The sequence below is a fragment of the Yoonia sp. KMU-150 genome (assembly GCF_056858355.1).
Genome location: NZ_JBXEQF010000003.1, coordinates 38,972 through 62,490, shown reverse-complemented (window position 1 = coordinate 62,490; position 23,519 = coordinate 38,972). Strand labels below are relative to the sequence as shown.

Here is a 23,519-nt window from a genome sequence, read left to right as displayed (position 1 = left end):
TGCGGCCCGCGTCATGCGAGTGGCGACAGGCGCCGGACGACAATGATATCAAGACCCCGATCAAGCGGGCGCCAAGCCCCGCAAGCAGTGCAGGCAGAGACATGACCCATTCCATCCGCGCCGGTCTGGCGCTGAGCGCATTTCTGGCTTTCGCGGCCTGTCAGACCGCCGAGGAAAAGGCCGAAGGCTTCTATCAGTCCGGTCTGGCCCTGCTGGAGGCGGGCGATACGGAGCGCGCGCTGGTCGAATTCCGCAACGTGTTCACATACGACGGCTTTCACCGCGATGCCCGCGAGACCTATGCGCAGACCCAGCTGGACCGCGGCATGGTCGACGAGGCCTATGCCCAGTATCTGCGCCTGATCGAACAATACCCGGATGACCTGCCCGCGCGGCTGACGCTGGCCGAGATCGCCGTGACCCGCGGCGACTGGGCCGAGGTGCGCCGCCACGGGCAGGCGGCACTGGAGATCGCCCCCGGAGACCCGCGCGCCCGCGCGGTGGGGGCCGCCATCGCCTATCGCGCCGCCATGGCCGATCTGGACGACACCGGCGCGCAGGCCGCCGTGGCCCAGGCCCGTGCCGTGCTGGACGCGGCCCCCGCCAACCTGACCGCCCGGCGCATCGCGATCGACGCCGCGACCCGGTCGGACGCGCCCGCCGATGCCTTGCCGCATCTGGAGGCGGCCCTCGCCACGGCCCCCGATGCGCTCGAATTCCACGTGATCAAGCTGCGGCTGCTGGCCGAGACCGATGCAGAGGCCGGGATCGCCCAGCTGAAGACCATGTTCGACCTCTTTCCCGACAATCCGGAAGTCCGCGCCAGTCTGGTCAGCTGGTATCTGAGCCAGCAGGATTTCGACGCCGCAGAGGCGCTGCTGCGGCAGCTGGCCGGTGACGCGACCGGCCCGACCGCGGGTCATGTGACCGTGGTGCAGTTTCTGGCACAGGCACGCGGCGATGCGGCGGCGCGGGGTGAACTCGACCGCCTGGTCGCCGCCACGGCGGGCGCACCGCAGGCCGATCTTTACCGCGCGATGCAGGCCAGTCTGGATTACGAGGCCGGCAAGACCGCAGGGGCCACAGAGACCCTGCAGGCGATCATCGCCGGGGCCGCCGATGCCGCAGACCCGCAGACCCTGCAGATCCGGGTCATGCTGGCCGATATGTTCGACCGCACCGGGCAAGACGAGGCCGCCCGGGCCGAGGTGGCCGCGATCCTCGCCGCCGACAGCTCCCATGTACCCGCACTCAAGATGCAGGCGGGCTGGCTGATCGCGGACGACGACCCCGACCGCGCGATCACCGTGCTGCGCACCGCGCTCAACCAGTCGCCCCGCGATGCGGAGATCATGACCCTGATGGCCGCGGCCCACACCCGGGCCGGCAGCCCGGAGCTTGCCGGCGAGCGGCTGGCGCTGGCGGTCGATGTCTCCGGCAACGCCCCCGACGTGGCCCTGCGCTACGTGCAGTTCCTGCTGCAGGACGGGCGCACCCAGGCCGCCGAGACCGTGCTGCTGGACACCCGCCGCGCGCATCCGGGCCATCTGGAGGTGATCGCGCGGCTGGCCGATCTGTGGCTGGGTCAGCGCGACTGGAGCCGGGCGCGCGATCTGCTGGGCGATCTGGACCGCTTCGGCGGCGACCGCGCCCGTGGCATGGCCACCGCACTGGAGGCGGAAATCCTGCTGGGCCAGAACCGGACCGAGGACAGCCTGGCACTGCTGCAATCCCAGCTTGCCGGCATGGACGACCAGCAGCGCAGCACCGTCACCATCGTGCTGGCCCATATCCGCAGCGGTAAGACGGCAGAGGCGCGCGGCTTTCTCGACGCGGCGCTGGCGCGCGACGCCACCGCGATCCCGCTGCGGCTGCTGTCGGGCTCGCTCGACATGATCACCGGCGATTACGACCGCGCCGAGGTCACGTTCCGCGCGGTGCTGGACAGCGACCCCGCGACAGAGGCCGCCACCCGCCAGCTTTACACCCTGCTCGACCTGCAGGGCCGCGCCGCTGACGCCTTGGCCGCGGTCGATGCGGGGCTCGCCGCCGATCCGGTCTCCGCCACGCTGATGTGGATCAAGGCCGGTGCGCTGGAACAGGGCGGCGAAATCGACGCGGCGATCGCGATCTACGAAGACCTTTACGCCACCGACAGCGGCAACCTGATCGTGGCCAACAATCTGGCCAGCCTGATCGCCACGCACCGCGACGACGACGCGAGCCTGGCGCGCGCCTTCACCATCGCACGACGGCTGCGCGGCATGGATGTGCCGGCGTTCCAGGACACCTATGGCTGGATTGCGGCGCGGCGCGGCGACTACGCGCAGGCGCTGACCTATCTGCGCCCGGCGGCCCAGGGCCTGCCAGAGGACCCGCTGGTGCAGTTCCACCTTGGCATGACCTATGCGGGACTGGGCGAAAAGCCGCAGGCGCGCGCGGCGCTCGCCCGTGCGTTGACGCTGGCGGGCGAAAGCGACTTGCCGCAGTTCGACACAGCACGCGCGACGCTGGCGACACTGGGCGGCGAGGGGTGACGGCCCTGCCGAAGGGCACCCCCGCGATTGTTTCCAAAGCCGCAACAACACCGCGCCCGCGCCATCATTGTCCCTGATTGCGCCGCAATCGGGCCATAATACCCCGTCAGATTAAGCGGCAGATACCCATCGGTTCTGTCGGAGGCTGACATGAAATTCTCGGTTCTTTACACCCTTATCGTGCTGACGCTGGCGCAGTTCATGGCCGGCGCGCTGAACGCGCAGCAAAGCTACAACATACGTGCCGGCGACGTGCTGCGCATCGAGGTGATCGAGGATCAGTCGCTCAACCGCTCCGCCCTCGTCTCGCCCGACGGGCGCATCTCGATCCCGCTGGCCGGGCCGATCCGCGCCTCGGGCCGCTCGATCGAGGCTGTCCAGCAGGAGTTGACGGCGAAACTCGCTCCCAACTTCCGCAACACCCCCAACGTCTTCGTCGCCGTCGAACGGCTGGCCGAGCGCCGCCCCGCGGCCCCCGCCGTGGCCGAACCCGATCCCACCGTGGACATCTTCGTGATGGGCGAGGTCGGCAACCCCGGCAAGCTGACGATCCCGCCCGGCTCCACCGTGCTGCAGGTCTTCGCGCAGATGGGCGGCTTCACCCGCTTCGCCGCCACCGGCCGGGTGCAGCTGCGCCGGATGGAGGCCGACGGCACCCAGAACATCTTCGCCATCGACTACGACGCCATCGAACAGGGCCTGTCGAGCGACGGCATGATCCAGCTTGCCGCGGGCGATGTGATCGTTGTGCCGCAGCGCCGGCTTTTTGAATAAAGCCCCGCCCAAAACCGGCAAACCTCCCTATACTGCCTGACAAGATCCGGCAGCGTCGGCGTCCCGTTCGGGGCGCCCGGCGCGTTTCACAAGCCGGACGGACAAATGAGGCTTCGGGTGGTCATAACCTCTCCGCGTGCGATCTGCGCCCTGCTGGCGGCCCTCGGTGCCGCCCTGTCCCCGGCCGTGCTGGCGCAGGACCGCGCGGCGGATCTGTCCAATGCCCGCGCCCGCGGGCCAGGCTCCGACGTGGCCGTGGAGCGCGGCGGCATGACCAGCCGGATCGACCTCGCGCAGCGGATCGGGGCCGATACCAACCCCGCGCTGAAGCCCGATCCCGACGGCACCGTCTATCTGGGCCAGACCCGGCTGGGCTATAACCTGCATTCCGAAACCCGGACCGAGCTGTTCGATCTCGATCTGTCGGGCACCCTGCGCCTGTCGTCGAGGCCGGACACCGGCGGCGTGGCCATGGGCTCCGTCGATCCGCGCATCGCCCTGTCCTACAGCCGTTTCGCCGCCAGCGGGCGCTTCGACATCCGCGCCGCCTTCATGCGCAGCGATCTGGACCGGATCAACCCGCTCACCGATTTCACCGATGCCACCGGAGACCCCACGTTAGTGTCTGATTTCGACGATCTGGCCGGTGGCGGCACCCGCGACGCGCTCAGTTTCGGCGCGAAACTGTCGCTGCGCGACGACGCGCCCTTCGGGCTGAAATTCGCCCTCGACGTCTCGGATCTCTCCTATCACGACACCACGAACCCCAACCTGACCGACACCACCCGCGCCACCGCGCGCGCCACGGCCCGTTTCGACATCAGCCCGGTGATGCGCGCCACGCTGGGGCTGCATTACACCCATATCGACAATGCGATCATCGCGCGTGACCGCTATGGTCTCGATGCCGGCCTGCGGATCGACCGGCCCGACGGCAGCTATGGCGCCGACATCCGCGTGGTCGACGGGCGCACCGGCACCCAGGCCGGTGTGCTGCTCGCACGCGAGATCAACCTGCCCAATTCCTCCTACACGCTGGGACTGGGCATGGCCCGCGCCGCGACCGAGGATATCCTCGGCACCGGTTATTTTCTGGCCAAGCATGACCTGCCCAACGGCGAACTCAACGCCCGTATCGAACGTCGCCTGGGCGTGGACAGCGACGATACCGAGGAGGTCGTGACCTCGCTGTCGCTGGGGGCCACATATGCGCTCAGCGATCTGGGCCGGATCAGCCTCGATGTGGATTACGCCGACAGCACCACGCTGATCACCGATGCCAGCACCGCGCTGGCCAGCATCGGCGTGACCTATACCCACGATCTGACCCCCGACTGGGCGGTGGATGCCAACGCCACCTACAGCCAGCGTCAGGTGACGGGCGTGGATGACGCCGACAGCACCGCGGTCTCGCTCACCCTGCGCCGCAGCTTCGATCTGCGGCACTGACACTGGAAAATACCGCCAAATGAAACGCCCTGACGCGACCGACCCCACCTCGATCCGCTACCGCATGCGCCGCGCGCGCTTCAAATGGGTAGAGGCGCTGCTCGACCAGATCCTCGCCGCCAAATCTCCCGGCGAAAAGGCCACGATCCTCGATATCGGCGGCCGGCGGGAGTACTGGAAACTGCTGGATGCATCCTACCACGACCGGATCGTGATCACGATCCTGAACACCGAAGAGGACGTGGGCAAGGAAAGCGCCGAGGATATCGGCATCGAAATCGTCACCGTCGTGGGCGACGGCACCGATATGCCCGAATATGCCGACGGGTCGTTTGATCTCACCCATTCCAATTCGGTGATCGAACACGTCGGGCTCTACCGCGACATGGCGGGGCTGGCGGCGGAAACCGCCCGGGTGGGCCGCGCCTATTACCTGCAGACCCCGAATTTCTGGTTCCCGCTGGAGCCGCATTACGGCGTGCCCTTCTTTCACTGGCTGCCCGAACCCTGCCGGCTCTGGCTGCATGCCCGCGTCAACGTCGGTTTCGCCCGCAAGACCGATTTCGCGGGTGCCATGACCCGCATCGACCACACCCGCATCGTGTCGCGCAGGCTCTTGCGCCACCTGCTGCCCGACGGTGTGCAGGAATCCGAAAAATTCGCGCTGCTGACCAAATCGCTGGTGGTCTATCGGGATTACCGCTGAAAACAGTGTCTGATACAAGCCATTCGCTGCCATATCCAAGGCGCGCCTGTCCCCTTCTTTTGGTCTGAAATACCTCGGGGGTGCGGGGGCAGCGCCCCCGTTCCGGCGACGTGCACCGCGCGGCGCAATCCCTTATATTCGCGCAACAATCGCCCAAATTTCGCCCGGATTGTTCACCATAAACACCCCCATGACGACGGGGCTGACCACATACGCACGCACCCTCCCCCTGCCGCGCGCGGGGCTGGTCTGGCTTGTCCTGCTCACCGCCGCCGCCCTGCCCGTCTTCTGGCTGGGCCTGCAATCGCTGGGGGCGGCCTGGCTCACCCCCGAATACAGCCACGGCCCGCTGATCCCGCTCATTTCGCTCTACCTCTTCCTGCGCGAATTGCGCCATGCGGCGGCCTGCGACCGCCCCGTCAACCGCATCCCCGGCATCGTGCTGATCGGCCTGGCGCTGGCGCTCGGTATTTTCGGCAACCTGATCCGCATCCCCGACGTGGTGACCTATGCGCTGATCCTCTGGGTCGGCGGCGTCACCCTCACCGGGTTCGGCTGGCACCGGGGCCGCCGCCACTGGGCGCCGGTGCTGCATCTGGTGTTCATGCTGCCGCTGCCGCAATTCGTCTACTGGCAGCTCACGATCTTTCTGCAGCTGATTTCCTCCGAACTCGGCGTCTGGTTCATCCGCCTGGCCGACATCCCCGTCTTCCTCGAAGGCAACGTGATCGACCTCGGCGTCTACAAACTGCAGGTCGCCGAGGCCTGTTCGGGCCTGCGCTACCTCTTCCCGATCCTGTCGTTCTCCTATCTCTACGCGATCCTTTATCGCGGCCCGTTCTGGCACAAGGCGCTCCTCTTCGTCATGGCGGCGCCGCTCACGATCTTCATGAACGCCTTCCGCATCGGCATGATCGGCGTGCTGGTCGACAGCTACGGCATCGGGCAGGCCGAGGGCTTCCTGCACTGGTTCGAGGGCTGGGTGATCTTCGGCGCCTGCATCGGCATCCTGTTTGCGACTGCCGTGGCGCTGCAACGCCTGACCCGAAACCCCCTGCCCCTGCGCGACGTGATCGACCTCGACTTCGACGGGCTGGGTGCGCAGGCGGCGCGCGTCACCCGCATGGCCGCAGCCCCCGGCCTGATCGCGGCCACGATGCTCAGCACCGCCCTCACCGCCGCTTTCATCCTCACCCCCGCGCCCGACCGCGTGGTGCCCGACCGTGACGCCTTCGCGCTCTTCCCGCGCCGGATCGGGGAGTGGTCGGCGACGGTGGTGCCGCTGGAGCCTGCGGTCGAACAGGTCCTCGCCGCCTCCGACTACATCAACGCGACCTATGCCGCCCCCGGCAGTGCGGCCACGGTGAACGTCTTTTCCGCCTATTACGACCGCCAGACCGAAGGGGCGGGCATCCATAGCCCCGAGGTCTGCCTGCCCGTCGGCGGCTGGGAGGTCTTCGGCATTTCCCCCACGCAGGTCAGCTTTCCAGACACTGTCTATGGCGATTTCACCCTCAACCGCGCGGTGATCCAGAAGGGACTGAGCCGCCAGCTGGTCTATTACTGGTTCGAACAGCGCGGCCGGCGCATGACGAACGACTATGCCGCCAAGGTCACCGTGGTCTATGACGCGCTGATGCTGGGCCGCACCGACGGCGCCATCGTGCGCTTCGTCACGCCCATTCTCGACGGCGAGACGGAGGCGCAGGCCGACGCCCGGATGCAGGCATTCATGGGTGAGATGCTGCCCGCCCTGCCGCGGTTCATCCCCGAATAGCCGTTGCACGCCCCACCGCACCCCCGGCTCACCTCTCCTTCACCCTGTCGCTCACATCCTGCGCGCCATCCCCTCATGCGGAAGGCCTGCACCGATGTCCCAGAACTCCACCCACCTCGACCTGCCCTATATCCAGCCCGCCCAGGCGCAAAAGCATGTGACCCATAACGAGGCGATCGAGCGGCTCGACCTGATCGTGCAGCTGACCGTACTGGATTTCGACGCCGACACCCCCGCCACATCGCCGCTGGAGGGCGAGACATGGGCGCTGGGGGCGGCTCCGACGGGCGTCTGGGACGGGCATGCCGGACAGCTGGCCAGTTTCCGCAGCGGCGGCTGGCTGTTCGTGACACCGGTGGCGGGCTGGCGCGCCTGGGGCGTCAACCCGGGGGTGATACGGGTCTATGACGGGACAGACTGGGTCTCGGCCGCGCAGACCCCGGTGCTCGACAACCTGCCCGGTGTGGGCATCGGCACCGCCTCGGATGCCACCAACCGGCTGGCGGTGACTGCCGATGCCACGCTGTTCAGCCACGCAGGTGCCGGCCACCAGCTCAAGCTCAACAAGGCCGGTGCGGCCGATACCGCCAGCCTGCTCTACCAGACCGGGTTTTCGGGGCGCGCGGAAATCGGGCTGGCGGGCAATGACGATCTCAGCGTGAAGGTCAGCACCGACGGTGCCGGTTTCACCGAGGCGCTGCGCATCGACGCCGCCAGCGGGGCGGTCACCATGCCCGCGAGCCTCAGCCGCCAGCATCTGCAATACCGCTACCGGCATTACCTTTACACCGATCACCGCTGGACCGCGCCCAGTTCCAACAGCGGATCTTTCAACGCGGTGCAGAACCTTGGCACCGGCACGGCACCCGCCGTCGATTACCGCTGCAAGGGCATCTTCCTGACAGCCGGAACACAGTTGCGCGGCTTCAGCCTGACCGGCAGCCTCAGCGATGCGGAGGTCACGGACCTCGATCTGTGCCTGCTGGTGCAGCACGGCCCCTGGGGCAGCGGCTGGTCCAGCGATGCGGCCACCACCCAGACCGTCCTCGATCTGGCCCCCGCCATCGGCTGGACCGGCGGTACGGCCACCCAGCGCAGCACGCACGCGCTGTCCCATACGATGGCCGAGGACGGGTATTTCCTCGTCGCCCTGCGCGCAACGCCCACGGCGACCCTGACCGCCACGCGCTATGCCTATATCGCGGGCATGCTGGATGTGGCGATGCCGGCCTCCTGATCGGCCTCAGCGCGTCACCCGGCCCCGCAGCCAGCCCAGAAACGCCTTGTCCGGGCTGGTCAGCTTTTGCCGCCCCGCCTGCATCCAGAAGGCGCGCCATTCGGCCTCCAGCGCGTAGATGTCGAAACCGGGCGCCATGTCTTTCGCGCGCGCCAGCGTCTCTGCGGCAAAGGCGGGCAGGCCCGGTTCGTCCTCCACCAGCCGCCTGGCGTGCACGCGGATCACGTCGCCCACCTCTTCCTCCAGCGCATAGTCGGGCAGGTTGTCGCCCTGGATCATCCGGCGCACGGCGGCGCGGAACACGCGCAACGGCGCGTCCGACCCCGCCTTGGTGTGCAGCGTGGCCACGGTCACCCGCCATTCGCGCTGCTGGCCGCAGTGCTTGCGCGCCAGCTCATAGACGCGGCGTTCCAGCGGTTTGCGCAGGGTGAAATAATCGCGTGACAGCGTCAGCACCGATTTCGCCGTCACCGCCCGGAACAGCCAGTCGGACAATGTAACGGCCACGCTGACCATACGGCCCCCACGGGACTTGCGCACGATCTCCCAGGCCTCGATCAGGCCGAAACCGCTGGTGGTCTCCTCCTCGCCGGTCACGATATTGGTGGTGATACGCGTGCCCGCCAGCCGCTCGAAGGCCTCGCGCAACCGGGTGTAGCTGTCGCCGCCCGTATCGCGCCGCGTGGCGAGCAGCAGGTCATGGGCGGTCAGCGTCAGGCGGCGGCTGATCGTCTTTCCTGCGTTCACCGCCGCCATCAACTGGCTGATGCAATAGATCAGGATGTCCTTGTCGTGGATCGTGGCCCGGCCCCGCACGCTCGGCGTCACGGTAATCGTCGTGCCCTTGTGATCGTAATGCCGGATCGTCCGGTCGGGCCGGGTGGAGAGCGAGAACATCGGATGTTCCAGCGATCCCAGATCCGCCTTCGGGCTCGCGTCGAAAAAATCGCAAACGAAAAAATCGCGCATCCCCGCCGGGCTGACTGCCGCCATCTGATACCTGCCTTCTTGCCTCGGCCGTTCGGATCGTTCGTCGCCCGGATACCGCCAACCCTCGTTTCGGGGTTTCAGTGACACCCTAAAGTTATCCACAGGTTCCTGTCCACGATTCTGTGCGCCACGCATCGGGGGATCGGAGTCACCGCTTTGGGGTATCGGAATCGCCCTATCGGGGTTTCAGAGTCGCATCGGTGTTTCGGAATCGCCTTTTGCGCTGTTTCCACAGGGATTTGTCAAAAACCCGTCACGCCATAACGTTCAACTAACAGATTCTAACTTCCCTTTTTTTTCCTTTGCGCCCACACTTGAGCCAGATTTCCCGTCAAAACCGTCGATTTACTGAGAAAAGAGAAGGAATGATCAACCTTTTCTTTCATGTGCGCCGTTTTGTGGTATCCGTATCAAAACAGCGCACATCAAGAGGCGATACATGAGCAGCACCGATCTTCCTCCGTATTTCCGGATCAACCCCGACGAGGCTCTTGCGGGCCTCGACGCACCCACATCGACGAACGGGTTCGCCAGCATCGCGCGCGCCTGCGAGGCGGGGCGTGACGATCTGGCGGGCCGTGGCCTGTCCGAAGACGGGCGGCGCACGTTGCGCAAGTTTTCCACATGGGAGATCACCCGCTACCTGATCCCCGTGGCGCAGGCCCATTTCCGCCGCGTGCTGAAGCAGAACCCCGATCTGCCGCAGGGGATGAGCGAGACGGAGACCGGCGCAAAGTGGTTCACGCTGGACGAGGTGCTGAAACTGCGCGCCTTCTTCGGCAGCCAGGGCTCCAAGGCCAAGGAATACCAGCCCTACCGCCCCGCGGGCCTGCCTGCGAAGATGGTCGCCGTCGCCAACTTCAAGGGCGGTGTGGGCAAGACCTCCACCGCGGCCCATCTGGCGATGTCGGCAGCCTTGGACGGCTACAAGGTGCTGGTGATCGACCTCGACTCCCAGGCCTCGATGACCTCCGTTTTCGGCGGCACGGTGCCCGACGAGTGGAAAACCGTCTTCCCGCTGCTCGCCCGCCACTACGCCGCCCACCTGCGCCACGACAACCAGCGCCGGATCGACCGGGGCGATGCGCCGATCCCGCTCGACGACACGCTGACAGAGGCGCTCGCCGTCAAGGCACAGGATCTGATCCAACCCACCCACTGGCCCAACATCGACCTGATCGGCGCGCAGCTGAACCTCTACTGGGCGGAATTCCAGGTGCCGGTCTGGCGCATGCAGGGGCGCGGCTGGAAGCTTTGGGATGCGCTGACGGACGTGCTCGATGCCGACGGCGTGCTGGATCAGTACGATCTCATTTTCGTCGATACCCCCCCTGCCCTGGGCTATCTCACGATCAATGGGCTGGCCGCCGCCGACATCCTGCTGGTGCCCGTCGGCGCCTCCTTTCTGGAATTCGACAGCACGGGCCGGTTCTTCGACATGCTGCACACCACCTTCTCCAGCATCGAGGAGGGCGAGAACCTCGCCGCCCGCGCGCTTGGCCGCCCCGAGATGGCGTTCCAGTGGGACGCGGTGCGCGCCGTCGTCACGCGTTATGACGGCAGCCAGCAGGCGGAACTCGCGGCCCTGATGCAGGCCTATCTCGGCCGCACCCTCAGCCCGCACCGGCAGGATTTCACGGCGCTGATCGGGCAGGCGGGCGAGCAGGTGCAGGGCATCTACGAGGCCGATTACCGCGATTTCAACCGCGAGACCTATGCCCGGGGCCGCGAGACCTTCGACGCGACCTACGCCGCCTTCAAGACCCTGCTGCTGGGGACATGGCGACGCGATGAGTTGGCCGCGCAACAGGCGGCGGAATGACCATAACTGAACATAATCCGTTTCGCGTGCGAAACCGCACCGTACGGTGGTGTGACGCATCGCTTACGCATCAGGCGGCAGGATGGCGCCCCGCAACAAAGGAGCCTGCCCCATGGCCAAACGCAAACGCCTGACCCCCGCCCGTCTGGACCCGAAACCGGACGCGCCGCCGCTGGAGACCAAATCCATGGAGGCCGCCCCGCCGGGGCAGCTGTTCCGCCCGCGCCCGCCGATCGCCGATGTGGCGCATGACGCTTCCGCCTCCGCCGCCCTGACCGAGGTCGCCCAGACCCTGTCGGACGCCCGTGCCGAGGGGCGGCTGATCCAGCGCCTGCCGCTCGACGCCGTCGACGCCACCTATCTGGTGCGCGACCGGATGACAGCCGACGCCGACGAGATGCAGGCGCTGATGGAGAGCCTCAAGGCCCGGGGCCAGCAGACGGCGATCGAGGTGACGGCGCTGGAAGATGGCCGCTACGGGCTGATTTCCGGCTGGCGGCGGCTGACCGCCTTGCGCCGGTTGCACGACGAAAACCCCGATATAGACACTGTCCTTGCCATTATCCGCACCCCCGCCGATGCGGCGGAGGCCTATCAGGCGATGGTCGAGGAGAACGAGGTTCGCGTTGGCCTGTCCTATTACGAACGCGCCCGGATCGTGGCGCGGGCGGTGGATCGCGGTGTCTACAAGCGTGACCGGGTGGCGCTGGCGGCCCTGTTCCATGCGGCCTCCGCACCGAAACGGTCCAAGATCGGGTCGTTCCTGCGGATCGTGCGCGCGCTCGACGATCACCTGCGCTTTCCCACCGCCCTGACCGAGCGTAACGGGCTGGCGCTGGCGCAGGCGCTGGAGGCGGACGAGACCGCGCGCGCCCGCCTGATCGGCGCGCTGGCCCGGGCCGATGCGCAAAGCGCCGAAACCGAACTGGCGGTGATCGACGGCATCCTCGCGCCCGCGCCGGCGGACACGGCATCATCCGCGTCCGCGACTCCTGCCCCCACGACCCCCGCCCCGCAGACGCCGCGCGCCGCTGCGGGACCCGCGCCGGAAACCCTGCCCAACGGGATCGTGCTGACCATGGGGCAGTCGGGACGGATCACCTTGCAGGGCGCGCGGATGGACGATGCCGGTTTCCGCAGGCGGCTGCGCGACTGGCTGGCAAGGAACTGATCGCCGGAACGCCGAGAGCCTGAAAAACAAGGGGCCGCCTGTGACAGATCGCAGGCGGCCCTTTTGTATTTTGTGAACATAATCCCTTTCGCATGCGAAACAATCTGTTTCCCGCCACCCCCGCCATTGCCCGATTTCCGCCATGCAGGCGACGCGGGTCAGCCCATGTTTACCGGCTGTTATGAGGCTTCGATTTATGGAGTGCAGGACAACCACCTGGGGGGCGGGTGCAGGCATGAAAGAGAGATCACATGGCGCTGACCGCTGCAGAACAATATCTGATCGAACTGATCAACCGGGCCCGGCTTGACCCGCTGACCGAGGCGGCGCGCTACGGGCTGGGGCTGAATGCCGGCCTGTCGGGCACGGTGATCAAGGAGATGGCGCTGCAGCCCGTGGCCCCCAGCACGATCCTCGAGCAGGCGGCACAGGGTCACGCGACCTGGATGCTGGCGACCGACACTTTCGATCATACCGGTGCGAACGGTTCGACCCCGGGCGGGCGGATCAGCGATGCGGGCTATAATTTCACCGGGGCTTGGGCCTGGCGCGAAAACCTTGCCTGGACCGGGACCACCGGCACCCAGGACCTTGAAGAGGCGATCACCGAACATCACGAGGGGCTTTACCGCAGCGCCGGGCACCGGGTGAACACGTTCTCCGAAAACGTCCGCGAGATCGGCGTGGCCCAGGTTGCAGGCGACTTCACCCATCAGGGGCAGACCTACAATTCCTCCATGCTCACCCTGAACTACGCCGCCACCGGCACCGGGCTCTTCGTGACCGGCGTGGCCTATGACGACACTGACGGCAACGGCTTTTACGGGATCGGCGAAGGTACGGATGGCGTCTGGATCCGGGCCGAGGGCGCGGGCGTGACCACGGCCGCCGCCGGGGGCTACAGCCTGGCCGTCGACGGCAATCACAGCCTGATCGTGGAACTGGGCGAGGGCGGCACACAGCTGGCCCGTGTGCGGGTCGATGCCGCCGACGAGAATGTGAAGATCGACCTCGTGACCCAAGGTGACGGCAGCAGCTATCTGGCGCTCTCGGCCAGTGCCACGCTGATTTCGGGTGTCGCGGATGCGCGCCTGCTGGGCAGCGCCGACCTCGATCTGGGCGGCAACGGCGATGACAACGCCCTGATCGGCAATGCCGGCAACAACGCCCTGCGCGGCTTCGGCGGCAGTGACGACCTGCTGGGCGGGCGCGGCGACGACGACCTGTTCGGCGGCAACGGCGACGATCTGCTGCGCGGCGGCACCGGGCGTGACGCGCGCTGGGGCGATCTGGACGCTGCGGGCGCCGCAGGAAATTCAGACCGGTTGATGGGCGAGGCGGGCGACGACCGTCTGATCGGACAATCGGGATACGACGTGTTGAACGGTGGCCTTGGTAACGATGTCCTGACCGGCGGCGGTGGGCGCGATACATTCGTGTTCACCGCCGGCCGCGATACCGTCACCGATTTCGCCGATAACGTCGATACGGTGGAACTCAACGCCATGACGCTGGGGCTGGACGGCGCAACCGTGGCAGAGGTGATCGCCATGGGCCGGATCGACGGCGGCGATGCGGTGTTCGACTTCGGCGGCGGCAACGTGCTGACGCTGGAAGGGCAGACCGATCTGGCGATGCTGATGAACGATCTGACGATTCTCTAGCAAAACAGTATCTAACGTCCGTTTAGACCCGTATATCCCGCGCATGGCAGCGCCGGTGCACGGCGGGTCTAGACGATGTCGATCGCCCCGGCGAGTCCGGCGAGATCGCCGTAGCCCGTCAGCGCCAGTTGATCGTCGGCACCGAAATCGAACGTCACCGTACCGCGCTGGACCGTGGCGTGCCGGTCCACGATCTGCTGTGCCGTCAACGTCCCGTCCCAGAGTGCCGCGTCCAGTGCCAGCCGGTCCAGCCCACCCATGAAATCGGTGACCGTGTCGTGTCCGCTGCGAAACACGAAGGTGTCGCGCCCGGCCCCGCCGGTCAGCATATCGTCGCCGTTGCCGCCGTCGAGCCGGTCGGCCCCGGCCATGCCCCAGAGCTGGTCCTGGCCCGCGCCGCCGAACAGCAGATCGATATTGCCCGCCGCCGTCCTGCCGTCGACGCTCTGCCAGCCGCTGTCGCGCCCGCCGCCGCCGTAGAGCAGATCGTCATCCGCCGCGCCGTAAAGTTGGTCGCGGCCCTGCCCGCCGAACAGCATATCGGCCCCCGCCGCACCATAGAGTTTGTCGGCCCCCGCCTGCCCCCAGATGATGTCGTCCTCCGCCGCCCCGCGCAGCGTGTTGGCGCGGGTGTCGCCGACGATCTCGCTGCGGGCGGGGTCGGTGGTGACGGCGGGTGTCGTGATGGCCGGGGCGGGGCGGTCGGGCAGGTCGGGCGCGGGCGTGGCCGGACTGGCATGGCCCGGCTGTGCCGTCAGCGGCAGCCGCGCGGGCCCCAGCAGGTCGGTCTCCGACAGGGCCTGTGCGGCGATGGTCGTCCCGTCGGCGCTGTGCAGGGTCAGATGGTCCGTGCCATAGGCGATCTCGATCCCCGTGGCGGTCGGGGTCATGACCAGTTGGTCGAGGCTGCGCAGGTTGGGCCAGCCCGCCAGATCGACCCGGTCGATGCCCACGGCGAAATCGGTGACCGTATCCGCCTGCCCGTCCGCTGCGAAAACGAAGATATCGGCCCCCGGCCCGCCGGTCAGCACGTCGACCCCCGCGCCGTCGGTCAGGATGTCGTCACCCGCGCCGCCCAGGAGCGTGTCGTTTCCGGCCCCGCCGATCAGCATGTCGCCACCCGCCGTCCCGTCGAGCGGGCCGCCCGCCGCCGTGGCCGTCTGCACCTGCCCCGCGGACCCGGTGTCGAAGCGCAGGCGAGTCAGGCCCGGCTCGGCCGCGGAGGCCACGAAGATGTCGATCCCGGTCCCGGCGCTGCGGGCGGTGATCGCGCTGACGTTGGCCAGCGTCATGTCGGGCGTATCGGCGATGCTGCCCCGGTGCAGCAGGGTGCCGTTCGGCAGCAGGGAAAAGACACTGATCCCGTCATCCGACCCGCCCGCGACGACATAGGGCTGCCCGTGGTGATCCACCGTCGCCAGGGCAGTGACACCGGCAAAACGCGTCGCCAGATCGTCGAGGATATGGCTGGTGACGGTCAGCAGCCCGTTCGGAGCGATCTCCATCACGCTGAGCGACCCGCTGCCGGCGGCGGCGAGCACGAGGAAAGCCTTGTCGCCGATCGTCGCGGTCTCCATCGCGGTGGGCGCGTCGATCCAGAGCCCGTGGCGCGGATAGAGGGTCTGCAGCGAGCGCAGATCGCCGTCGGCGGCGACGCGCCAGCCGGTGACGCCCAGATCGGTGTCCGATGTGGTGTAGAGATAGGCCGTGTCGCCGCGCGCGACGGTCGCCAGTGCGGTGATGTCGCGGGCCACGATATTGCCCGCATCCGGCGTCAGCGTGGTCTGTGTCAGATCGGCCTGTTCGTCGAAGACGAGCGTGGCCAGCCCCGCCCCGTTCTGCGCGCCGCCGAACACCGCCGTGCCGCCGCCCGAAAGCGCGACGCCGGTGGGATCGACCAACGTGCCGGCAAACCCGGAGGCCGCCCCAAGCGCCTGCCCCGGCCCCATGCTGCCGTCGGCGGCGATGCCGTGCAGGGCCATGCCGCCGCCTGCGGCCCCCCCGGTGAGCAGGGCGCCCACGCCGCCCTTGTCCACGAAGGTCAGCCCCGGCAGCGCACCGGGCAGCGCGCCTGTGCCGAAGGTGTCGCGGTCAAGCTGGGTCAGCTGGATGCCCGCAATGGTCCAGGCGGTGAGCTGCCCGTCATGGCGCGTGGTGCCGTAAAGCGTGTTTCCCCCCGGCCCCAGCGCCAGATCGGTGATCCGGGACATGGTCGCATCGAGTGTCGTGGTCACGGTGCGGATCAGGCGCAGGGCGGTCATGGGAAAGGGCGGGCTCCGGTCGGGCAGGGGCAGGTCTCGTCAGGCTGGGCCCATCTGTGACCGGGCCCGGGGCCGGGGCGGCGGCGCGAATGTGGCGGGGCTGCGGAGCTTGCGGCGGTTTTGCTTCAACTTCGTGCAGGCTTTGACTAAACTTGGCCGGGTCCGCCCGGCACAAGGAGACCGCCCATGCCCCCGCAATTCGGCACCAGCGGCCTGCGCGGCCTCGTTTCGGATCTCACCCCCGCTCTGGTGGCCGATTACACGCAGGCCTATCTGCGCGCCTGTGACGTGGGGCGGGTGGTCTGTCTGGGGCGCGACCTGCGCCCGTCCTCACCGGCCATCGCGGGCATGGTGGCGGATGCGCTGCGCGCCGCGGGTGTGCCCGTCGTCGATTGCGGTGCTTTGCCCACACCCGCGTTGGCGCTGGCCGCGATGGGGGCGGGGGCGGGTGCCGTGATGGTGACCGGCAGCCATATCCCCGCCGACCGCAACGGGCTGAAGTTCTACACGCCGCAGGGCGAGATCACGAAGGTGGACGAGGCGGCGATTCTGGCGAGATTGGGGCGGAAAATCTCAATGTTAGACTCTGATTATAGCGTAAATCCCGATGCCGGGGCTGCCTATGTGGCGCGCTACGTCGATGCCTTCGGCCCGGCGTTGCGCGGGCTGCGGCTGGCGGTCTACAGCCATTCCACGGTCGGGCGCGACCTGTTGCAGGATGTGCTGCGCGGCTGCGGGGCGGTGGTGACGGAGCTGGGCCGCTCCGACACATTCATCCCCGTCGATACCGAGGCCGTGTCGGAGGCGATGCGCGCGGACCTCTCGCACTGGGCCGCATCCGGGGATTTCGACGCGATCCTGTCGCTGGACGGCGACGGCGACCGGCCCCTGCTGACGGATGCCACGGGCACCGTGATCCCCGGCGATGTGCTGGGGCAGATCACCGGCAACTGGCTGGGGGCGGATGTGGCGGTGACCCCGGTGTCGTCCAACACCGGGGCGGAGACGCAATTCGCGCGGGTGATCCGCACCCGTATCGGTTCGCCCTACGTGATCGCCGCGATGCAGGCGGAGGGCGGGCGCGTGGTGGGCTACGAGGCGAACGGGGGCTTCCTGCTGGGGTTCGCGGCGCAAGGTCCGGCAGGCCCTCTGGCCCCGCTGATGACCCGCGAGGCGGTGCTGCCGCTGCTGGTGCCGCTGGTCGCGGCGCAAGGGCAGGGGCTGGCCGCGCTGGTGGCGGGCCAGCCGCAACGGTTCACCGTGACCGACCGGATCGCGGGGGTGCCGACGAACGTGTCGCAGGCGTTCGTTGCGAAACTGGACGGCGATACCGCCGCGCGCGAGGCGTTTCTGGCGCGGTTCGGCGCGGCGGAGGCGGGCGTGGACCGCACCGAAGGGCTGCGGATCACATGTGCGGACGAGCGGATCGTGCATCTGCGCCCCTCGGGCAACGCGCCGGAAATGCGCTTCTACTGCGAGGCGGCGACACGGGAGCGGGCGGCGGAGACAGTGGCGCAGGGTCTGGATATTCTACGCGATCAGTTGGTTAGAGACTGATTTCAGAGATTTTGCGCCGTGCCTGGCACGTCGCCCCGCCAGAGCATTTTCGGCAAGACAATGCGAAAGGCCGGGCGCAGCCTAGAGTTGGTCGACCTGGATAAAGCCCACGCCTGCGGACACCGCCTGGTTGGAGCGGATGATCCGGCCGCCGTCGAGCCAGTATTTGTTGGTGAAGACGAGGGTCGGGCTGCTGCAGGATTCCTCGAATTTCACGCCGCTGCGCGGGCCTTCGACGGTGTCGATCTGCTCGGGCCCGATGCGGGTCACGGTGCAGGTCAGGCGACGGGTGACGATCTGGTCCTCGCTGTCCAGAAAGGAATGCGCGCGGGTGACGGTGCCGCCGCCTGCGGCGATGGCGGCGCGGGTCTGCGGTGCGTCCACGCCCATCAGGTCGTCGTTGAACCCACGGGTGCCGACCAGAATGCCGTCGGTGAAGGTCATGGTGACCTCGCCCGGGCTGATCCATGTCGTCGTGTTGCCGTTGACCTGCGCGCGGGTCAGCGCGGCCACGGCACCGCGTCCGGTGAGGGTGACGAGCAGCAGGTCACCGGGGGCGGCATTGGCGATTTCGGGGCTGATGGCCGGTGTCGCCGCGGCCTCTTCCGCGCCGATGCCGGTCAGTTCGGAGGCGGCGCTCAGAAACGGGTTCTCGCGGTCCTCGTAAAGCGGGCCGCAGCCCGCGATCAGTGTCAGACCTGCGGCAATACAGATATATTTCATCGCCAGAACCGTCCCCAAGTGTCGCCCAGATAGCCGCCGGTGTGGCCGTCGCGCACGATGTTGTAAAGCCGCCCGTCGACGTTCAGCCGCGCGCCGCCGTCGCGGGTCAGCGACGACAGGCTGGTGGTCACACTGTCGCGGCTGGCGGTGCCCAGAAAGAAATCCGTGGGCACGGTGACGCGGATGCCCTTGTCGAAGGAGCCTTCGCCGAACTGGTCGAAGGGCATGTCGGTGAGGGTGAAATAGGCGCCGACCTTCCAGCCGTTGTCGAACTCACGATCCAGCGCGAAGGTCGCGCCCCAGTCGCCCGCCAGATAGCGGCCCACGTCGACCTGCGTGTGAAAGCCGTTGTCGAAGCTGTAGTAGCCCGACAGATGCCCTGTGACGGTGTCGAAATCACGGAAGCCGAACAGCTGGTCATAGTCGCGCTGCCGGGCGTAGTTGATCTCTGCGCCCACGGCGAAATCGCTGTCGACGGGTTTCCACAGCACCTCGGCCGAGACACCGCCGTACATCTGTTCCAGATAGCCCACGCTGACCCGGCTGTAGAGGTCGCGGCCGGGGCGGCCGTAATGGGCGACGGTCAGGGTCTCCAGCGTGGGCAGACCGTCGAGCCCGTAGAACCGCGCATCGGTGCGTACGTCGGGGTAGTCGTTTTCAAGCTGGAATTCATCGGCCAGCTCGCGCGCGCCCAGAAACGATTGCCGCACCGAGCCCTGCACGATCACGTTGGGCGAGATCCGGTAGCGCGCGGCCAGTTCCGCGCCGACGTCGAGCTGCACCGGATCGTTGCCGTTGAATACGATCAGTTTCGCATAGGGCCCCAGCCCCCACTGGAAGGCGGGGGAGGGGTCGGCGACCCGGGTATATCCGGCCAGCGAGCCGTCGGCGTCCTGGATGGTGGAACGGGCCAGAATCTCGGCCGCCCCCGTGGCGCTGTTTTCCAGCCGCTCCAGATCGCTGCGCGAGATCGTGGCCTGCGACAGCGGGATGCCGCGCTGCTGCGGTTCCAGCACGAAGGTTTCGACGGCGGCCGGCAGTTGCGCCGACAGCACGCGGGCGACCCGGCCCATGGCCTGCGCCTCGGAGCGGTAGGTCTCGTTGGTATAGCGGATGCGGGCCACGGTATCGGCGCGCACGTCGTAGGCGTCGAGCCGGATCCCCTCGGCGGCGAGGGCGGCTGTCAGCGCCTCTTCGGAGGTGCCCCATGTGGCGGCGGCGCGGGCATCGGCAGGGCGCACGCGCACCGGCGTGGGTGCGGTTTCCACGCCGCCGATGAAGGGCCGTTCGCGCGGGTTCAGCGTGAGGGTCACGCCGGCGGCGATTTCCGAGCCATGCAGATAGGCCAACGACAGTTCCAGATCGGGGCGGTAGCGGTAGGAGACGCCGACATTGATGGGCGAGCGGTTGTCGAGCACGCCGTTGTCGGTCTCGCGGGTATAGCCGTCGGCGGAATATTCCGCCTTGAAGCGCAGGGCGTCGGAATAGACATATTCGATGCCGCCGAAAAACGCCGCGTCGCCGCGGAAGAACTGCCGGGTCTCGACCTCGCCGCCGACGCCGAAATCGATGGCGGGGCGGGTCTCGAAGCTGGGGTCGATCACCCCCAGCGGGTTGGTGAAGCCGTTCCGCGACCCAAAGCGCCCCCAGCCGATGCCGGCGGTCACGTCGACGTTGCCGAAGCCCTTGGAGGCCACGATATATTCCGACGACAAGAGGCCGGTGCCCAGGAAATCCTGAAAGCCCACGGCCATGGCGGGCACCCATTCGCCTTCGTCCAGGAACCGGTAGCGCAGATCGAAACTGCGGTCGAAGGTGTCGATGGTGCCCGGCCCGTTCCGGTCCTGGATGCCGGCATAGCGGAAGGTGCCCGACAGACGCGGGGTGATCTGGAAGGTGAAGTTGGCGCGCTGCTGAAAGCCGAAACCGGTGAGCGAGGCGGCGATGCCGCCGTCGAACTCGGAGCGGGCGGTGGGCATCTCGATCAGGCCGGGGGTGCCGTAGAGCGTGTAGCTGACGTCCTGTGCCTGCGCGGCACCGCCCAGTAGCAGGGCCGTCACCGCCGCGCTGTGGAAAAACCTTGTCCTGGAAGACATGCAAACCGCTCCGTCTGAAAGATGGTCTCAGGCTTACCCTGCCCGGTGCGGCACGAAAAGCCGCAAAACAGACCCCGCGCGCAGGTTCGCCGAAACTTGTGTCTAATCCGACCCGAACAGGTCGCGCGAAAACACCTTGTCCGCGACATCCGCCAGATCGTCATGCGCGCGGTTGGCGATGATCACGTCGCAGCGCGCCTTGAAATCCGCAAGATCATGGGTGACGGCGGAGCCGAAGAAATCGGCCTGCGGCATTTCGGGTTCATAGACGATGACCGGAATGCCCTTGGCCTTGAGCCGCTTCATGATCCCCTGGATCGAGGACTGCCGGAAATTGTCGGACCCGGATTTCATCACCAGCCGGTAGATGCCCACCGTGGCGGGGTTCTTCGCGATGATGTGGTCGGCGATGAAATCCTTGCGGGTGCGGTTGGCGTCGACCACGGCCTGCATCATGTTCTGCGGCACGCTCGCGTAATTGGCCAGCAGCTGCTTGGTGTCTTTCGGCAGGCAATAGCCGCCGTAGCCGAAGGACGGGTTGTTGTAATGTGACCCGATCCGCGGGTCCAGACCCACACCGGTGATGATGTCGCGGCTGTCCATCCCGTGCGCCATGGCATAGCTGTCGAGTTCGTTGAAAAACGCCACGCGCATCGCGAGATAGGTATTGGCGAAGAGCTTGATCGCCTCGGCCTCGGAGGGGCCGGTGAACATGGTGGGGATGTTGCGCGCCGCGGCGCCCTGCTGCATCAGCTGCGCGAAACCCGCCGCCCGCGCGGCCCCGGTGCCGTCCGGCCCGGTATGGCCCACCACGATGCGGGACGGGTGCAGGTTGTCGTGCAGCGCATGGCCCTCGCGCAGGAATTCGGGCGCGAAGATGATCCGGTCGGTGTCGTATCGCGCGGCCAGATCCGCGGTAAAGCCCACCGGCACGGTGGATTTGATCACGATGGTCGCGGCGGCGTTGCTGTCCATGACCTGTGCCACCACGCCCTCGACCGAGGAAGTATCGAAGAAATTCGTGTCCGGGTCGTAGTTCGTGGGCGTCGCCACGATCACCAGATCGGCATCGGCAAAGGCCGCCTGCCCCTGGGTGGTGGCGGTCAGGCCCAGCTTTTTCTGCAGCAGGTAGCCGGCCATTTCAGGGTCTATGATGGGGCATTTGCGGGCGTTGACCTGGGCCACCCTGCCTGCGTCGATGTCCACCGCCGTCACGCGGTTGTGCTGGGCCAGGATGACGGCATTGGACAGGCCGACATAGCCGATACCGGCCACGGCGATATGGGGGAGGATAGGAGGGGTGTTCATGGGTCTGCTCTTGTTGGGGACATGGCCTTGTCCGGCATGGCCCTTGTCCGGGATTGCCCTGTCCGGGTCGCTCCGGTCAGGCTAGCGGCGATTGCGGGGCGGCAAAAGGCGGCCGCGCGGGTCTTTGGAACAACAGATCGGCTTTGTGATAAAAACCCCATGTTCCCCTGTCGTGCACTGGCATAGGTTGCAGGGAAAAGAGCCCGACAAGAGCAGGACACCGCCAATGACATTCCCATCGCCCCGGCGCATTCTGATCGTCGTGGAAAACCTGCCCGTGCCGCTGGACCGGCGGGTCTGGCTGGAGGCTACGACGCTGGTGGCTGCGGGTTACGAGGTCAGCGTCATCTGCCCGATGGGGCGCGGCTGGGACAAGCCCCGCGAGGTGATCGAGGGCGTGCATATCTACCGCCACCCCGAACCGCCCGAGGCGCATTCCGGTGCCGTGGCCTATGCGCGCGAATACTGGCACGCGATGCGGGCCTGGTTCCGGCTGGCGCGCGTGGTCTGGCGCGAACGCGGGTTCGACGTGATCCAGGGCTGCAACCCGCCCGATCTGATCTTCGTGCTGGCGTGGTGGTATCGTTTGTGGGGGGTGACCTACCTGTTCGACCATCACGATGTCTGCCCGGAACTCTTCGAAGCGAAGTTCGGCAAGCGCGGGCTGCTCTACCGCGTGATGCTGCTGTGGGAGCGGATCACCTTCGCCACCGCTTCCGTGTCGATTGCCACCAACGCAAGTTTCAAACGCATCGCCGTGCGGCGCGGCAAGATGAAACCAGAGGACGTGTTCGTCGTCCGCTCCGCGCCCAAGATCGACAATTTCGTGCCGGGTGAAGGCGATCGGTCGTATCGCAAGGGGGCCGGCACCGTCATGGGCTACGTCGGTGTGATCGGCCAGCAGGAAGGCATGGACCTGCTGGTCGAAGCCGCGGATCATCTGGTGAACCGGCTGGGCAAGCGTGACGTGCATTTCGTGATCGTGGGCTTCGGCCCGCACCTGGAAATCGTGCAGGACGACGTGAAATCGCATGGATTAGAGTCTTATTTCACCTTTACCGGCGCGCTTTACGGGGCCGATATGCTCGCCGTGCTGAACGCGGTGGATATCGGCGTGTCGCCTGATCCGAAGAACCCGATGAACGACATCTCCACCATGAACAAGGTGATGGAATACATGACGCTGGAAAAGCCGTCGGTGCAGTTCGACCTGACCGAGGGGCGGGTGTCGGCGCAGGGCGCGTCGCTTTATGCGGCCGCCAACGATCCGGTGGATTTCGCGGAAAAGATCGCGGAATTGATCGACGACCCCGACGCCCGCGCGCGCATGGGGCAGGAGGGCCGCGCGCGGGTGCTCGACGCGCTGTCATGGGGCCATTCCGCCCCGGTGCTGCTGGCGGCCTACGACCGGATCTTCGCGAAACGCGGGTGACACCGCGCGGCAGGC

Annotated in this window: 16 protein-coding genes; 11 read left to right on the top strand and 5 right to left on the bottom strand. The window is 67.2% G+C overall.

The window, feature by feature from the left end; genetic code table 11:
- The first annotated feature begins 101 nt into the window (after window positions 1-101).
- The 6 genes from AC04PH_RS16750 to AC04PH_RS16725 all read left to right on the top strand — a co-directional run bounded on the left by AC04PH_RS16750 (window position 102) and on the right by AC04PH_RS16725 (window position 8,480).
- Window positions 102-2,537 carry a tetratricopeptide repeat protein gene (locus AC04PH_RS16750; protein ID WP_483066983.1) on the top strand — a complete coding sequence of 812 codons (2,436 nt, stop codon included), beginning with the start codon at window positions 102-104 and terminating at the stop codon, window positions 2,535-2,537.
- A gap of 150 nt (window positions 2,538-2,687) precedes the next feature.
- Entirely contained in the window at window positions 2,688-3,311 is a 624-nt protein-coding gene (locus tag AC04PH_RS16745) for a polysaccharide biosynthesis/export family protein (RefSeq protein ID WP_483066982.1), read from the top strand.
- 105 nt (window positions 3,312-3,416) lie between these two features.
- Entirely contained in the window at window positions 3,417-4,760 is a 1,344-nt protein-coding gene (locus AC04PH_RS16740; protein WP_483066981.1) for a hypothetical protein, read from the top strand.
- A gap of 19 nt (window positions 4,761-4,779) precedes the next feature.
- Entirely contained in the window at window positions 4,780-5,466 is a 687-nt protein-coding gene (locus AC04PH_RS16735; RefSeq protein ID WP_483066980.1) for a class I SAM-dependent methyltransferase, read from the top strand.
- Window positions 5,467-5,656: 190 nt separating this feature from the next.
- Window positions 5,657-7,243, top strand: coding sequence for a VPLPA-CTERM-specific exosortase XrtD (xrtD, locus tag AC04PH_RS16730; RefSeq protein ID WP_483066979.1), 1,587 nt, complete (start codon window positions 5,657-5,659; stop codon window positions 7,241-7,243).
- 94 nt (window positions 7,244-7,337) lie between these two features.
- The gene (locus AC04PH_RS16725) at window positions 7,338-8,480 is read left to right on the top strand and encodes a DUF2793 domain-containing protein (protein ID WP_483066978.1); all 1,143 of its coding nucleotides are present in this window, start codon (window positions 7,338-7,340) and stop codon (window positions 8,478-8,480) included.
- Window positions 8,481-8,486: 6 nt separating this feature from the next.
- Here AC04PH_RS16725 and AC04PH_RS16720 read toward each other — a convergent pair whose 3' ends face one another.
- Window positions 8,487-9,473 carry a replication initiator protein A gene (locus AC04PH_RS16720; protein ID WP_483066977.1) on the bottom strand — a complete coding sequence of 329 codons (987 nt, stop codon included), beginning with the start codon at window positions 9,471-9,473 and terminating at the stop codon, window positions 8,487-8,489.
- A 436-nt stretch (window positions 9,474-9,909) separates the two neighbouring features.
- Here AC04PH_RS16720 and AC04PH_RS16715 point away from each other — a divergent pair, with 436 nt between their 5' ends.
- From AC04PH_RS16715 to AC04PH_RS16705, 3 genes are all read left to right on the top strand, one after another.
- Entirely contained in the window at window positions 9,910-11,292 is a 1,383-nt protein-coding gene (locus AC04PH_RS16715; RefSeq protein ID WP_483066976.1) for an AAA family ATPase, read from the top strand.
- A 112-nt stretch (window positions 11,293-11,404) separates the two neighbouring features.
- On the top strand, window positions 11,405-12,463 hold the full coding sequence (locus AC04PH_RS16710; RefSeq protein ID WP_483066975.1) for a ParB/RepB/Spo0J family partition protein: 1,059 nt from the start codon (window positions 11,405-11,407) through the stop codon (window positions 12,461-12,463).
- A 251-nt stretch (window positions 12,464-12,714) separates the two neighbouring features.
- Window positions 12,715-14,127 carry a CAP domain-containing protein gene (locus tag AC04PH_RS16705; protein WP_483066974.1) on the top strand — a complete coding sequence of 471 codons (1,413 nt, stop codon included), beginning with the start codon at window positions 12,715-12,717 and terminating at the stop codon, window positions 14,125-14,127.
- Between the two features lie 68 nt (window positions 14,128-14,195).
- On the opposite strand, the gene AC04PH_RS16700 is transcribed toward AC04PH_RS16705, so the two are convergent.
- Complete coding sequence (locus AC04PH_RS16700; protein ID WP_483066973.1) at window positions 14,196-16,388, bottom strand: calcium-binding protein; 2,193 nt, start codon at window positions 16,386-16,388, stop codon at window positions 14,196-14,198.
- A gap of 186 nt (window positions 16,389-16,574) precedes the next feature.
- Between AC04PH_RS16700 and AC04PH_RS16695 the strand changes: the two genes are divergently transcribed.
- On the top strand, window positions 16,575-17,945 hold the full coding sequence (locus AC04PH_RS16695; protein ID WP_483066972.1) for a phosphohexomutase domain-containing protein: 1,371 nt from the start codon (window positions 16,575-16,577) through the stop codon (window positions 17,943-17,945).
- A gap of 81 nt (window positions 17,946-18,026) precedes the next feature.
- On the opposite strand, the gene AC04PH_RS16690 is transcribed toward AC04PH_RS16695, so the two are convergent.
- The 3 genes from AC04PH_RS16690 to AC04PH_RS16680 all read right to left on the bottom strand — a co-directional run bounded on the left by AC04PH_RS16690 (window position 18,027) and on the right by AC04PH_RS16680 (window position 22,072).
- Window positions 18,027-18,668 (bottom strand): YjbF family lipoprotein, encoded by a 642-nt coding sequence (locus tag AC04PH_RS16690; RefSeq protein ID WP_483066971.1) that lies wholly within the window; start codon window positions 18,666-18,668, stop codon window positions 18,027-18,029.
- Window positions 18,665-20,764 carry a YjbH domain-containing protein gene (locus AC04PH_RS16685; RefSeq protein WP_483066970.1) on the bottom strand — a complete coding sequence of 700 codons (2,100 nt, stop codon included), beginning with the start codon at window positions 20,762-20,764 and terminating at the stop codon, window positions 18,665-18,667. The genes AC04PH_RS16690 and AC04PH_RS16685 overlap by 4 nt, the downstream gene beginning before the upstream one ends.
- Before the next feature lie 102 nt (window positions 20,765-20,866).
- Window positions 20,867-22,072, bottom strand: a complete 1,206-nt coding sequence (locus AC04PH_RS16680) for a nucleotide sugar dehydrogenase (protein ID WP_483066969.1) — start codon at window positions 22,070-22,072, stop codon at window positions 20,867-20,869.
- A 226-nt stretch (window positions 22,073-22,298) separates the two neighbouring features.
- On the opposite strand from AC04PH_RS16680, the gene AC04PH_RS16675 reads away from it, so the two are divergent.
- Complete coding sequence (locus AC04PH_RS16675; RefSeq protein WP_483066968.1) at window positions 22,299-23,504, top strand: glycosyltransferase family 4 protein; 1,206 nt, start codon at window positions 22,299-22,301, stop codon at window positions 23,502-23,504.
- Window positions 23,505-23,519: the final 15 nt, after the last annotated feature.

Excerpts from the sequence above, each read along its gene's own strand:
- AC04PH_RS16725 (WP_483066978.1), top strand. The coding sequence starts at position 7,338 with ATGTCCCAGAACTCCACCCACCTCGACCTGCCCTATATCCAGCCCGCC.
- AC04PH_RS16750 (WP_483066983.1), top strand. The coding sequence starts at position 102 with ATGACCCATTCCATCCGCGCCGGTCTGGCGCTGAGCGCATTTCTGGCT.
- AC04PH_RS16720 (WP_483066977.1), bottom strand. The coding sequence starts at position 9,473 with ATGGCGGCAGTCAGCCCGGCGGGGATGCGCGATTTTTTCGTTTGCGAT.
- AC04PH_RS16745 (WP_483066982.1), top strand. The coding sequence starts at position 2,688 with ATGAAATTCTCGGTTCTTTACACCCTTATCGTGCTGACGCTGGCGCAG.
- AC04PH_RS16715 (WP_483066976.1), top strand. The coding sequence starts at position 9,910 with ATGAGCAGCACCGATCTTCCTCCGTATTTCCGGATCAACCCCGACGAG.
- AC04PH_RS16710 (WP_483066975.1), top strand. The coding sequence starts at position 11,405 with ATGGCCAAACGCAAACGCCTGACCCCCGCCCGTCTGGACCCGAAACCG.
- AC04PH_RS16735 (WP_483066980.1), top strand. The coding sequence starts at position 4,780 with ATGAAACGCCCTGACGCGACCGACCCCACCTCGATCCGCTACCGCATG.
- AC04PH_RS16680 (WP_483066969.1), bottom strand. The coding sequence starts at position 22,072 with ATGAACACCCCTCCTATCCTCCCCCATATCGCCGTGGCCGGTATCGGC.
- AC04PH_RS16740 (WP_483066981.1), top strand. The coding sequence starts at position 3,417 with ATGAGGCTTCGGGTGGTCATAACCTCTCCGCGTGCGATCTGCGCCCTG.
- AC04PH_RS16675 (WP_483066968.1), top strand. The coding sequence starts at position 22,299 with ATGACATTCCCATCGCCCCGGCGCATTCTGATCGTCGTGGAAAACCTG.
- AC04PH_RS16700 (WP_483066973.1), bottom strand. The coding sequence starts at position 16,388 with ATGACCGCCCTGCGCCTGATCCGCACCGTGACCACGACACTCGATGCG.
- xrtD (WP_483066979.1), top strand. The coding sequence starts at position 5,657 with ATGACGACGGGGCTGACCACATACGCACGCACCCTCCCCCTGCCGCGC.
- AC04PH_RS16685 (WP_483066970.1), bottom strand. The coding sequence starts at position 20,764 with ATGTCTTCCAGGACAAGGTTTTTCCACAGCGCGGCGGTGACGGCCCTG.
- AC04PH_RS16690 (WP_483066971.1), bottom strand. The coding sequence starts at position 18,668 with ATGAAATATATCTGTATTGCCGCAGGTCTGACACTGATCGCGGGCTGC.
- AC04PH_RS16695 (WP_483066972.1), top strand. The coding sequence starts at position 16,575 with ATGCCCCCGCAATTCGGCACCAGCGGCCTGCGCGGCCTCGTTTCGGAT.
- AC04PH_RS16705 (WP_483066974.1), top strand. The coding sequence starts at position 12,715 with ATGGCGCTGACCGCTGCAGAACAATATCTGATCGAACTGATCAACCGG.